This is a genomic window from Corynebacterium pelargi, assembly GCF_014635485.1.
Classification (GTDB): Bacteria; Actinomycetota; Actinomycetes; order Mycobacteriales; family Mycobacteriaceae; genus Corynebacterium; species Corynebacterium pelargi.
This window is the reverse complement of the sequence record NZ_BMCX01000001.1, coordinates 734,369-746,925: the sequence shown is the minus strand read 5'-3', so window position 1 is coordinate 746,925 and position 12,557 is coordinate 734,369. Positions and strand designations below refer to the sequence as shown.

General features: G+C 59.3%; 12 protein-coding genes and 1 tRNA gene. 8 read left to right on the top strand and 5 right to left on the bottom strand.

The features are described 5' to 3' along the window. Nucleotides 1–6 precede the first annotated feature (6 nt). Genes IEU99_RS03365 through IEU99_RS03355 form a run of 3 tightly spaced genes read right to left on the bottom strand, consistent with a single transcriptional unit; the run spans nt 7 to nt 2,607 of the window. Nucleotides 7–261, bottom strand: a complete 255-nt coding sequence (locus IEU99_RS03365; RefSeq protein ID WP_128889335.1) for a MarR family transcriptional regulator — start codon at nt 259–261, stop codon at nt 7–9. Continuing rightward, complete coding sequence (gene feoB, locus IEU99_RS03360; protein WP_128889336.1) at nt 261–2,207, bottom strand: ferrous iron transport protein B; 1,947 nt, start codon at nt 2,205–2,207, stop codon at nt 261–263. Before feoB ends, IEU99_RS03365 begins: the two co-directional genes overlap by 1 nt. Before the next feature lie 52 nt (nt 2,208–2,259). After that, the gene (locus IEU99_RS03355; RefSeq protein WP_128889337.1) at nt 2,260–2,607 is read right to left on the bottom strand and encodes a FeoA family protein; all 348 of its coding nucleotides are present in this window, start codon (nt 2,605–2,607) and stop codon (nt 2,260–2,262) included. A 256-nt stretch (nt 2,608–2,863) separates the two neighbouring features. On the opposite strand from IEU99_RS03355, the gene IEU99_RS03350 reads away from it, so the two are divergent. From IEU99_RS03350 to ald, 7 genes are all read left to right on the top strand, one after another. Beyond that, nucleotides 2,864–2,937: transfer RNA gene (locus IEU99_RS03350), tRNA-Arg, on the top strand. Nucleotides 2,938–3,117: 180 nt separating this feature from the next. Beyond that, on the top strand, nt 3,118–5,178 hold the full coding sequence (locus IEU99_RS03345) for a bifunctional copper resistance protein CopD/cytochrome c oxidase assembly protein (RefSeq protein WP_128889338.1): 2,061 nt from the start codon (nt 3,118–3,120) through the stop codon (nt 5,176–5,178). A 173-nt stretch (nt 5,179–5,351) separates the two neighbouring features. Further along, a complete protein-coding gene (locus tag IEU99_RS03340; protein ID WP_128889339.1) occupies nt 5,352–5,831 on the top strand; it encodes a single-stranded DNA-binding protein in 480 nt (159 codons plus the stop codon). A 131-nt stretch (nt 5,832–5,962) separates the two neighbouring features. Further along, on the top strand, nt 5,963–7,633 hold the full coding sequence (ettA, locus tag IEU99_RS03335) for an energy-dependent translational throttle protein EttA (RefSeq protein WP_128889340.1): 1,671 nt from the start codon (nt 5,963–5,965) through the stop codon (nt 7,631–7,633). Between the two features lie 180 nt (nt 7,634–7,813). Beyond that, the gene (locus IEU99_RS03330) at nt 7,814–8,236 is read left to right on the top strand and encodes an acyl-CoA thioesterase (protein WP_128889341.1); all 423 of its coding nucleotides are present in this window, start codon (nt 7,814–7,816) and stop codon (nt 8,234–8,236) included. Continuing rightward, nucleotides 8,220–8,834 carry a DUF8185 domain-containing protein gene (locus tag IEU99_RS03325; RefSeq protein ID WP_229718359.1) on the top strand — a complete coding sequence of 205 codons (615 nt, stop codon included), beginning with the start codon at nt 8,220–8,222 and terminating at the stop codon, nt 8,832–8,834. The genes IEU99_RS03330 and IEU99_RS03325 overlap by 17 nt, the downstream gene beginning before the upstream one ends. A gap of 82 nt (nt 8,835–8,916) precedes the next feature. After that, entirely contained in the window at nt 8,917–9,990 is a 1,074-nt protein-coding gene (gene ald, locus IEU99_RS03320) for an alanine dehydrogenase (RefSeq protein WP_128889342.1), read from the top strand. On the opposite strand, the gene IEU99_RS03315 is transcribed toward ald, so the two are convergent. Together IEU99_RS03315 and IEU99_RS03310 are read right to left on the bottom strand one after the other, a co-directional pair. Next, nucleotides 9,987–10,871 (bottom strand): DMT family transporter, encoded by an 885-nt coding sequence (locus IEU99_RS03315; protein WP_128889343.1) that lies wholly within the window; start codon nt 10,869–10,871, stop codon nt 9,987–9,989. The genes ald and IEU99_RS03315 overlap by 4 nt on opposite strands. Continuing rightward, nucleotides 10,871–11,251: a globin gene (locus IEU99_RS03310; protein WP_128889344.1), complete on the bottom strand. Its 381-nt coding sequence runs from the start codon at nt 11,249–11,251 to the stop codon at nt 10,871–10,873. The genes IEU99_RS03315 and IEU99_RS03310 overlap by 1 nt, the downstream gene beginning before the upstream one ends. Before the next feature lie 107 nt (nt 11,252–11,358). Here IEU99_RS03310 and IEU99_RS03305 point away from each other — a divergent pair, with 107 nt between their 5' ends. Then, nucleotides 11,359–12,510: a cystathionine gamma-synthase gene (locus tag IEU99_RS03305; protein WP_128889345.1), complete on the top strand. Its 1,152-nt coding sequence runs from the start codon at nt 11,359–11,361 to the stop codon at nt 12,508–12,510. Nucleotides 12,511–12,557: the final 47 nt, after the last annotated feature.

Sequence of the window (12,557 nt, the reverse complement as noted above, 5' to 3'; positions counted from 1 at the left end):
TTCATCCTAGTGCTTTGGCCCTGGGGCTTTGAGCGTGAGCGTGGTCAACCCCCTGCCGCAGGTGGCGCTTTCATGTGTGCAGTGCATCGCGCAGCTTGTGCATGCGGAACTATCGCGACTACTTGCCAGGTATCCGGTATCGCTGAGGTGGCCAAGGGCGGCGCTAATGGTGCTGCGGGATAATCCGGTGGCGCGTTGAATTTCTGGCACTGTGCGCGCACCATCGCGCATCGCCTGCGTTACTGCCGAAAGCGGCCCCATTAGAACCACACCTTGAGCAAGTGGAAGGTGGCAACGGCCAGCACCCAGGCGGAGGTCAATTGGATGACCATGCCAAAGAGCATCCACTTGGTGCCGATTTCTCGTTTCTGCGCAGCAAGGGTGGCAACGCACGGTGTGTAGGAAAGCAGGAAGATCATAAAGGCCCACACAGCCGCGATGGTGTGACCACCTGAGGCTTCCTTGAAATCCTGACGCACTGCCTGAGCAAGAGGCGAGGAGGCTTGTTCGTTGGGATCGGCGTCGGTGACGTCGTCAAGCTGATAGGTCTGTGCCCACGAAGAAATCACGGCCTCTTTGGCTACAAAACCCGTGAGCAAGGTGCCAGAAATGGACCAGGATCCAAAGCCTGCGGGCTCAAACACCGGGGCGATGGTCTCAGAGACGCGCCCATAGACGCTGTCTTGGGGTGGAAGATCATCATCGGCGAAGCCATAGCCGCCAACCACGGGGGTGGATTGCAGGAGGAAGACCACTGCCACCGTGGCAACGATGATGCCTCCGGCGGTGTGCAGGAAGCCTTTGAGGCGTACCCACATCACCGACAAAGCCAAGCGCAGGCCGGGGAATTGATACACGGGCAGGTCGATCACCAACGGTTCGGTGCCCATGCGCCGCCACAGCGTGTGCTTCATGCCAAGGCCCACCAAAATGACCAGGGCAATGGAGATCACGTACATGGCAAACACCACGCTGCCTGCGTGATCCGGGAAGAAGGTGGTGGCTAACATCACGTAGACGGTCAGGCGCGCTGAACAAGAAGTAAAAGGAATCAGCAGGGCGGTGAGCAAGCGCTGGCGGGGCTGGCCTAACACGCGCGTGGCCGAAATGGCTGGCACATTGCAGCCGAAGCCCACAATCAAAGGGATAAAGGCTTTACCGGGTAGACCGATGGCCTTCATCAAACGGTCGGTGACCACCGCGGCGCGCGACATGTAGCCCGAATCTTCCAAGACCGCGAGGATCAAAAACATCAGCGCCATCAGTGGTGCGAAGGTCAGCACCATGCCCACGCCACCGATGAGGCCATCGACAATCAGGCCGGTGAAAAATGGGTGCGATAAGCCAATGGTCTCAAGGAAGGAGCGGGCGGTATCGCTGACCGGGCCGCTAAAGAAGGATTCGAGCGAATCCTGGAAGGGGGCAGCCACCGTCGTGGTGATCTGGAATACCAGCCACATGCAGGCCAAAAAGAGTAAGGGGCCAAACAGTGGGTGCAAGGCTACGGCGTCGATTTTTTCCGTGGCGCTTCGCTTTTGTTGCTCCTTGGCATCCAGGGCTGCGGTTACGGCGTCTTCTACCCAGGCAAAGCGGGCATCGGCAAGCTCGAAGGCATCCTCACTTCCCGGGGTACGCAGGGTGCGTTTGGGTTGTGTCAGGCGCTTGGCCACGGCCTGTTCCACCGCCGCTAAGTTTGAGCGGCGTCGAGGATCAACGGCAAGCACCGGCACGCCGAGCGTTTCGCTGAGCTTTTCCGTATCCACGGTGCTGCCATAGCGTGCCGCAACATCGGCCTTGGTCAGTACCACCACGATGCGGTGATCTTGTTCTGCAAGCTGGGCCACCATATACAGGCTGCGGCTTAAGGCGGTGGCATCAACGGCCACAAGCACGAGGTCTGGGCGATCCTCCGGGGCGCATTCCACCACCAATTCGCGGGTGAGTTCCTCATCCGGGCTGATCGGATCAAGGGAATAGGCGCCGGGGAAGTCGATCACATCGTAGGTGCCAGATTGGGTGCGCCAGGCTCCGCGGCTGACCTCCACCGTGGTGCCCGGCCAGTTGCCCATTTTCGCCTTCGCGCCGGTAAGGCCATTAAACAAGGTTGATTTGCCCGCGTTGGGTGCACCAACGAGCGCAATAATCGGCGCGCCTTGAGGTGCCGGATTCGATCCGTGACTTTCGCAATGGCAAGTGGAGGTGGACATGCTTGATCATCCCTCGTGAACAGTAGGGCAGTAGTTGCATCGGTGTGCGGGCTTAGGCCACGTGCACAAGCATTTCGGCTGCGGTAGCGCCGTCGACTGCGTAGCGCGTGGTGCCGATCTTGAGCACTCGGCCACCGGCGCTCGTCTTTTGGGTAACAGTTACGTGCATGCCAGCGCGTAACCCGAGTTCTGCCAATCGTCTCTGGGTAGTGGAAGAAAGCTTGTGCTGGGCAATGCTTGAGATGGTGCAGGTGCGTCCGCAGGGGACGGCGTTGAGAGTGAATGTTTCCGTTTCGCCCTGGCATTCTGGGCACTGGAGGGTGTCGTTGGTGCCATTGGTGCAACGTTGTTGGGCTTCGCGTGAGCGACGTCTCAACGTCTTGGCGAGTGCTCCAAACATGACTGTGCTCCTTAGTTGGCGCCTTTCACGGCGCCATGTGGAAAACCCTGAGCTTGTTTAGGCTGGGCTACACTTGCTTATGTTTCCGAGCCTACTAGGCGAGCCTAAGCTTTGTGAGCTCAGCTTTTGTGTAATCAATCACCGTGCAACCCTGGGGTAGTGGGGCAGAAAACAGCACGCCCGCTATTCCAGCAACTGCTGAGCAACTGGGGTTTTGAAGCCTCCTTATTGCCTGCGGTAGGATGCTGTGCGCAATGCCTCCATAGCTCAGTGGATTAGAGCAGTCGGCTTCTACCCGATTGGTCGCGGGTTCGAATCCTGCTGGGGGCGCAACTTCACTCTTTCCCCCGTGGCACTAGGCACGGGGGTTCTTTCATCCCCTTGGCCATGCCCCTCGGCTTTCATCCCCCCCCCGGCCATGACCCTTCACTCAGGCAAGCAAACCTGTGCACAAGCGCCAAGGGACAAGCAAACGCAGCACTGTAACACCCAAGGGTTAGGCTAGTGAGCATGCTTTCTGCGCAACAAGCCTCCAACGTTCGGTCAATGTGGCCGCTGTACCTGTTGTTCTTCCTCGTTGCCGGTTCAGTAGGCGCAATGATCTCCTGGGGCTTTTTGTCGGAATCGCTGGCAGCCCTCGGCATCCCAGATCCCGGTCCATTCACTACCGCCGGCCTGCCATTTTTCCGCGCCGTGGGGTGGCTCATGGCGGCACTGGCCACCGGATCATTTCTGGCCTCCACCTTCCTCATCTCCCCGCAACCTGCACCCAACCTGCTCAAAGCACGGCTTTCTGTGGACGGTGCACTCGCTGCTCGCACCGGCTCAGTGGCGGCCTTGTGCTTCGGCTTCATCTCCTTATTGATGATCCCCCTGGTGCTTTCCGACGTCTCCGGCCAGCCCTTCAGCGAGGCCGTACAGCCCGATATGTGGCCAATGGCCATTGAGCGCGTCTCCGCGGCATTTGCGTGGATGTGGTCGGCAATCTTCGCCTTTATCATCGGCATAGCCTCGCTGTTGAGCAGGGCATGGCGCACCCAGTTTTTCTGGTTCATCGGTTCGATTCTGATCATCGTCCCGCTCGGGCTCGAAGGACACTCCGCAGCCGGTGGCGATCACGACTACGGCACCAACTCCTTGCTCTGGCACCTAATCTTCATGCTGCTGTGGGTCGGCGGGCTCATGGCGCTGATTGCTCATGCTCGTCGCTTAGGCCCAGGGCTGCCCACCGCGGTTCGCCGCTATTCCGCCGTGGCGTTGTGGTCGGTGATCGTGATGGCCATCTCCGGTGTGGTCAATGCGGCCATCCGCGTTCGCTTTGAAGATCTCCTCAGCTCCGGCTATGGGCGCCTGATCGTAGCCAAAGCACTCCTGACCATCGTCCTGGCACTCTTTGGCCTCATCCATCGCAAGATGACCATGCCAAAGCTGCGCCAAGCAGACACCCGCGGGCGCGCCTTTACCCGCGTGGCCATCGTGGAAGTACTGGTGATGGCCGCTATTTCCGGTGTGGCCGTCTCCTTAGGGCGCACCCCGCCGCCACCGCCGCGGGTGGTGGACCTGAGCCCAATGGCCCTAGAGATGGGCTATAACCTCAGCAAACCCCCAACGTTCTGGGGTGTGTGGACGGTGTGGCGCTTCGACATCATGTTCTCCACCCTGGGCCTGATCATGGCCGGTGCCTATATCTATGGCCTGCTCAAGCTCAAAGCCCAAAATAAACAGTGGAAGTGGCAGCGCAGCTTCTGGTTCTTGCTTGGCTCTTTGGGCCTAGCGGTAGCAATGAGCTCGGGCGTTGGCCTCTACATGCCGGCGATGTTCTCCATGCACATGGTCACCCACATGGTGCTGTCCATGGTGATCCCGGTCTTCCTCGTCCTTGGCGCACCAATCACGCTCGCCCTTGAAGTGCTCACCCCGGGAAGCGAAGAAGAACCAGGGCCACGCGAATGGCTTGAGGCATTCATCCATTCAAAGACCATGCGCGTGCTCATGCACCCGGCGTTCAACACCATCCAGTTCATCACCATCTTCTACCTGCTCTACATCACCCCCCTCTATGAGCTGATGGTCTCTGAACACGCAGGCCACCTCTCCATGAACTGGCTATTCTTGCTGTCCGGCTATCTCTACTACTGGGAGATGATCAGCCCGGATCCCCGCCCGGTGCGCAACTCCGTGCTTTCACGCCTGGGGTGGCTGGTCTTCTCCATGCCCTTCCACCTCTACTTCGGCGTGTACCTCATGCAGCTTTCCACCGTGCTGGCGGGAGATTTCTACCAAAGCCTCAACCTGCCGTGGCAGATGGACCTCATGCAAGACCAAAACGTCGGCGGTGGCATCGCCTGGGCTTCGGGAGCATTCCCGCTGCTGGTGGTCTTCGGTGCCCTGTTCCTGGAATGGCTGCGCGAGGATCGTCGTGAAGAGCAAAGCTATGAACAGCACGTGCAAGAAGATGGCGAAGACGAACTCGATGCCTATAACGCCATGTTGGCCAATATGCATGAAGGCAAAACCGATGCCGTGAGCCAATACCACGAGCAGGAATTTAGGCACAAGGATTCCGAGTAATTTGTTCTGACTGTGGATAACTTCGCGGCGGGCAATGGGTTGCAGGCGCAGTTATGCACAGCTTGGTGCGGTGTGCGTGCTTGCCCCTGGCGCGTTCGTGGCGCTGGGGGTGAAGATGTGGCTACCGAGGCTCAGCCGATCTCGGGTACATCATGTAGAAGGGGGAATCATTCATGCACACCCAAACCACCATCATCGGCAATCTTGTCGAGGATCCGACCTATGTCCGTTTTGAAAATTCCTCGGACGGTCCAGGCCACAAAGTCTCGATGCGCGTGGCAGCCAGCAGGCGTCGTCTGCGCCAGGTTAATGGCAAAGAGGAGTGGCACGACGCCGATCAGCTCTTTATCACCGTTGAATGCTGGGGCGAGCTAGCGCTCAATGTGAAGCGCTCCTTACGCAAAGGCCACCCGGTGGTCTGTCTTGGCCACTTGATCACACAGAGCTGGGGTGAGGGCGAGGGGCGTCGTTCAGCGATTGTGCTTCGCGCAAACCACGTGGCTTTCGAGCTCAGTCGCTATCTCGTGGGCTCGAAGCGCACCGATGCCCAGGAGCATGTGCCGGATAAGGATCTCAGCTTTGCCGATGAAGTTGAGCCCGATCGAGTTATCGAGTCGAGCCGGAAGCAGGAATTGGCTGCGGCACCATTTTAGGGAGCTTTTCGACGTGCAAGGGTTTGCTTTGCACGTCGTTTTGCTTTGCCCGCTCAGCATTGCTTCTTCCATGCGGTAGCCTGTGAGGTCGGTAGAAAATTTCAACAAAGATCTAAGGGGCGAAACAACACATGGGCGAATTCATCTACACGATGAAAAATGTGCGCAAAGCCATCGGTGACAAGGTGATTTTGGACAACGTCACCATGGCCTTTTATCCCGGTGCCAAAATCGGTGTGGTTGGTCCTAACGGTGCTGGTAAGTCTTCGATTCTGAAGATCATGGCCGGCCTCGACCAGCCCTCCAATGGCGAAGCATTCCTCGACCCCGGCGCCACCGTGGGCATCTTGCTGCAGGAACCGCCGTTGAATGAGGAAAAGACGGTGCGCGAAAACGTTGAGGAAGGCCTCGGCGAAATTTTCGAAAAGAAGCAGCGCTACGAGCAAATCGCGGAGCAAATGGCCACCGATTACTCCGATGAATTGATGGAGGAATTTGGCAAGCTCCAAGAAGACCTCGACCATGCGGATGCATGGGAGGTGGATTCCAAGATCGAGCAGGCAATGGAAGCGCTTCGCTGCCCGCCATCTGATGAGCCCGTCACCCACCTTTCCGGTGGTGAGCGCCGTCGCGTGGCCTTGGCCAAGCTGCTGCTTTCCGAGCCGGATCTGCTCCTGCTGGACGAGCCCACCAACCACCTCGACGCTGAAAGCGTGCTGTGGCTAGAAAAGCACCTGGCCGATTACAAGGGTGCGGTGCTCGCCGTGACCCACGACCGTTACTTCCTCGATCACGTCGCAGGCTGGATCTGCGAGGTAGACCGCGGCAAGTTGTACCCCTATGAGGGCAATTACTCCACCTACCTGGAAAAGAAGGCCGAGCGTCTCGAGGTTGCTGGCAAGAAGGACCAAAAGCTTCAGAAGCGCCTGAAAGATGAGCTCGCATGGGTTCGTTCCGGTGCCAAGGCGCGCCAGGCAAAGAACAAGGCACGTCTGGCTCGCTATGAGGAGATGGCCGCCGAAGCCGAGCAGTACAAGAAGCTCGACTTTGAAGAAATCCAGATCCCGACCCCGCCGCGCCTGGGTAACCAGGTTGTGGAGGTAAAGAATCTGACCAAGGGCTTTGATGGCCGCACCTTGATTAAAGACCTCAGCTTCACCCTGCCGCGCAACGGCATTGTCGGTGTGATCGGCCCGAATGGTGTGGGTAAGTCCACGCTGTTTAAGACGATCGTGGGCTTGGAAGAGCCTGATTCCGGTGAGGTGAAGGTTGGCCAAACCGTCAAGCTGTCCTATGTGGACCAGGGGCGTGAGAATATCGACCCCGAGAAGACGGTGTGGGAGGTTGTCTCCGATGGGCTCGACTTCATCCACGTCGGCCAAAACGAGATGCCTTCTCGCGCATACCTGTCCGCCTTCGGCTTTAAAGGCCCAGACCAGCAGAAGCCTTCGAAGGTGCTCTCCGGTGGTGAGCGCAACCGCCTGAACCTGGCACTGACCTTGAAGCAGGGCGGCAACTTGATTCTGCTTGACGAGCCCACCAACGACCTGGATGTGGAAACCCTCGGTTCGCTGGAAAATGCGCTGCAGAAGTTCCCCGGCTGTGCTGTGGTGATTTCGCACGATCGCTGGTTCCTCGACCGCACTTGTACCCACATCCTCGCCTGGGAAGGCAATGTGGCAGAAGGGCAGTGGTTCTGGTTCGAAGGTAACTTCGAAGATTATGAAAAGAACAAGGTTGAGCGCCTTGGTGCAGAAGCTGCACGTCCGAGCCGCGTGACGCACCGCAAGCTAAGCCGCTAGAAAGCGCATGCCCTACCATCCCCTCCTGTATCGCAGGAGGGGATGTTCTGTGTCTTCCCATGTGGGTGCGCACTCATTCCAATGTGCTTTTGTGGCAAAAAGTAGTTTTCGCGCTAAGGTGGTGTAGTTCACCTTGGTGGACCGCTATTGCTCGTATATGACAAGGACTTTGTTCTAGGTATGTCTTCATCTGATTACGCCACCGTTCACGAAAGCTTGATTCCCTTGCGCTGGGGTGACTTCGACCGCTTTGGGCACGTCAATAACGCGGCCTATGTTGAGCTTGCCCAAGAGGCGCGGCTGCGCTGGGCGCAGGACGAATTTGGGGCGGAAGGCTTTGATATCCCGCCGGTATTTGTGCGAAAGATCGAAGTTGATTACCTGCGCCCGATGATGCCCTCGACGGATAAAGTGCGCGTTGAGACGGTGGTGACCAATATCGGCCGCTCCTCGTTTACTACGCGACAAACGCTGCACGACGGCGAAGGGCATGTCTGCGCCACCGTACACACCGTGCAGGTGGCGATTGATCTGCCTACTTCCAAGCCAAGGCAGATCACCGAAAAGGAGATGAAGGTACTCACCCGTGGACACTCCTCCTAAGATTGCAGGAATGTTCGAAGGTCAGCATCGTCCAACTGTGCCAAGCGGAAATTTCTCGGCATTACTTCACCGCGCCCAGCGCCTCGACGCCCAGGCGCTGCTGAGGGTTCGCCAGCGTGATCACCGCCTGGCCCAGGCGTTTATCACCACCCCCTTCGAGGCCCTCCTCGCTATCGATGTGCCTCAAGATTGCGCCCTGGAGGAGGGCGTGATGGGTGTTGGTGACCTTCTTTCGGGCCACGTGGTTCGTCGAGAAGCTCAATGGCCCGGAGCCTTGCCGCCTGTCGAGGGTTTTTCTTTCCTTGACGAGGTGCCGGGGGAGGTGGTGGCGCAATTGGCCGAGGAGGGTCGCACCTTAGCCCGTGCCCATAGTGGCCCTTTGGGGGTGCCGCCGAGCCTGCTGGATCAAACGGTGCTGACCGTGGAGGGCCGCGAGGTGCCGATGCGTGTGATTTTCGCGTGTGATGTCTATGGTCTGATCCCGCCTGCTGATGTGTCTGCGCCTCGTCAGGTGCGTGTGAGTGCCGCCGGGCGCTGGTTGCGCGTGGATACGGTGGTGGCGAGTGCCTATTTCTCGCGGGGGCTGCCCCTCTTGTAGTTCGCTGGCTCACATGATTCAATGATGGTGTTTTAGATCACAGCGCGTCGCATCCAGGACGCGGACACGAAATGGAGACACCATGCGTATCGGAATTCCCAAAGAAGTCATGAACCGCGAAGGTCGCGTCGCCTTGCAGCCCCTAGGCGTGCAAGCACTGGTCAACGACGGCCACGAAGTCCTCGTCCAACGCGGCGCAGGCAGGGGCGCGGCCATGTCCGACGAAGAATTCCAAGCCGCCGGAGCACAGCTTGTCGACGTCGCCGACGCATGGGATACCGACCTGGTTCTCAAGGTGAAAGAACCCCAACCAGAAGAGTTTGAATACCTCCGCGATCAAACACTTTTCACCTACCTCCACCTCGCAGCATGCCCCGAGGTTGCCGAGGCCCTACTCAACGCAGGCACGACCTCCGTTGCCTATGAAACCGTCACCGACGCCCAAGGCGGACTGCCGCTGCTGGCCCCCATGAGCCAAGTAGCCGGAAGGCTCGCCACCATCGAAGGTGCTCACCACCTCCTCAGCCCCCAGGGAGGCCGCGGCGTGCTCCTGTCCGGCGTGCCCGGCACCAGCCCCGCAAAAGTCGTCGTCATCGGCGGCGGCCAAGTCGGCGCCAGCGCCGTCGCCATGGCCCACGGACTCAGAGCCCAAGTCACCGTCCTCGACGTCAACGCGCGCACCCTCGCGCACTTCGACGACCTCTACCACGGCCAAGTGCGCACCATCGTCTCCGACCCCGCCTCCATCCGCCAAGAACTTCTCGACGCCGACCTCGTCATCGGCGCCGTCCTCGTCGCCGGCGCCAAAGCCCCCGTACTTGTACCCGACAGCCTGGTTGCCGACATGAAACACGGCAGCGTGCTCGTCGACGTCGCCATCGACCAAGGCGGCTGCTTCGAATCCTCCCGCAAAACCAGCCACGAAGCCCCCACCTTCCAAGTGGCCAACTCCCTCATGTACTGCGTGCCCAACATGCCAGGCGCCGTCGCCAATACCTCCACCCGCGCCCTTTCATCAGCCACGCTGCCCTACGTTCGCGCCATCGCAGCCGGCGGCGTGGACCAAGCATTCGAGCGCTTCCCGGGGCTTAAAGGCGGGTTGATGACGCGCCACGGCCAACTGCTCAACGAAACCGTCGCCGCCGCCCTCTCCTAACTTTTGCCAAAAGTTAGGAGGGAGACGCCTGCAGCCAAAAGCAGCAACCCCAACACCTGCATCCCCGTCACCCGGGCACCCCGCACCCAATCGACGACCACACTCGCTGCCATCATGCCGCCCAACGCTGCCATGACAGTCAGACCGGTACCGATTTGCGGTGCCAGGAGTGCATTGACGGAAACAAAACTTGCGCCGCAAATTCCACCGATCCACATCCACCAGGGTCCCAGCGGCCGAGTTATCCACAGATTTGGGCGCCAGCGCGGGTAACAGTTGACAAGCGTCAACGTGGCTGTTCCCACCACAAAAGACACCAGGGCGGCAGAAAGCGCGGAACCCAAACTGCGCCCAAGCTGGCCATTAATCGCCGACTGGGCAGCAAGGCACATGCCAAAACCGATGCCGGCAAGCTGCAGGGGCAGGTGGTGTTTGGCGCTGGTGGTGTTGGGGCGCCAGACACACGCAATCACTCCGATGAGCACCACGGCCGCTCCTAAGATTCGCAGAAAGTTAGGAGGGATAATAGGGGCGTCGAAAAGCCCGAAACTGTCGATGAGCAATCCGGCAATAATTTGTCCGCAAATGGGCAGCACCACGGTTTGAATGGCCCCGAGTTTTGGGTAGAGGATGATGTTGCCGCTTAACGCGATCACGCCGAGTGCCCCGCCGATGAGTGTTGATGGTGGTTGTGCGAGGACTTGGTGGAGCTGGGGGAGCGTGCCGGTGATGCTGGTGATGATGAGCAGTGCGATGGTGCCGACGCTGAAGCTGAGCAGGGAAGCGGATAGTGCTGTGCCGGTGGTGCGGCTGAGCCGGGTGTTGGCAATGGTTTGGATCGGCACGATGGCGCCGGCGAGGATCCCGATGGCAATGAGCATTAGCCCGCGGTGTTGATCAGCATGTAGGCGACTCGTTGCATGTGTTCGCGTAGGGCTTCGCGCTGGGGTGGTGCGATGTCGGTAGTGTCGATGGCTTCGTCCATGAGCTCAAGCCAGCGTTGGGCGGCTTTGGCGTCGATGCGGAAGTGGGCGTGGCGCATTCTGAGTCGGGGGTGGCCGCGCTGTTGGGAGTAGTCGCTTGGTCCGCCCCAGTATTGGGCGAGGAACATTCTGAGGCGGTCTTCGGCGCCTTCCCAATCGTCTTCGGGGTACATCGGGCCGATGATGTCGTCGTTGCGCACCGATTGGTAGAAGCGGTGGACAACGTCTCGGAAGGTTGCCTCGCCGCCGATGGATTGGTACACGGACTCGTCGTTCATGAGGTTTAGCCTAGAGGGGCATTTTTATTCATGGAACACCGCATGAATGAACCGCTTGGTCTAGTATGTGCGTACATATCATTGCCCCCGACCCATAAGGATGTTCCATGAGCCAGGGCTTTCACACCGCAGCCATTCACGGCGGCTACCACCCCGACAACCTCTACGGGCCTGTTAATACACCCATCTACGCGTCAACGACCTTTGCCCAAAACGGCATCAACGAACTGCGCGGAGGCTTTGAATATTCACGCGTGGGCAACCCCACCGTCGCAGCACTAGAGCGCACCATCGCCGCGTTAGAACAAGCCAAGTACTGTCGCGTTTTCGCATCAGGCATGGCCGCCACCGACGTCGCCCTGCGAACCCTCCTGCGCCCCGGCAAGCACATGATCTTGGGCCACGACGCCTACGGCGGCACCTTCAGGCTCATCGACAAGGTATTCGGTGACTGGGGAGTGGAATTCACCGTCGTGGACACCACCCAACCCAACGCCGTGCACGACGCGCTCAAAGACAACACCGCCGTCGTGTGGCTCGAAACGCCCACCAACCCCGCGCTGAGCATTACCGACATCGCGGACGTCGCAAAGCAAATCGAACAGCACGACGCCAAACTCGTCGTCGATAACACCTTCGCCACCCCCTACCTCCAACGCCCCCTCGAACTCGGCGCCGACGTCGTGCTGCACTCCGCCACCAAATACCTCGGCGGGCACTCCGACGTCGTCGGCGGCGCGCTGGTGAGCAACGACGCCGAATTCGACGAACTCGTCTACGGCTTCCAAGGCGACGCCGGCGCAATTAGCTCGCCTTTCGACGCTTACCTCACCGCCCGAGGCATCAAGACGCTCGCAGTCCGCATGGACCGCCACTGCGAAAACGCCCAAACGATCGCCGAATACCTCGAAGCCGACCCCCGCGTAGCCAAGGTCTACTACCCAGGCCTGGCCTCCAACCCCGGCCACGAGATCGCCAAGAAGCAAATGCGACGCCCCGGCGCCATGATCTCAGTGCTCTTCCACACCGAAGCCGACGCACGCAACTTCTGCCTCAACACCAAACTCATCCTGCTCGCCGAATCCTTGGGCGGCGTCGAATCACTCATCGAACACCCCGCCAGCATGACGCACCAATCCGTCAACGGCTCCACACTCGAGGTGCCGAAAGAGTTGGTGAGGATTTCTGTGGGGATTGAAGATATTGAGGATTTGCTCGACGACATCTCCTCCTCCCTCCAAACTCTTGAGCAAAGTTAGGAGGGGAGAAGCCCCTAACTGTGGATAACTTTAAGCCCCACTATCCA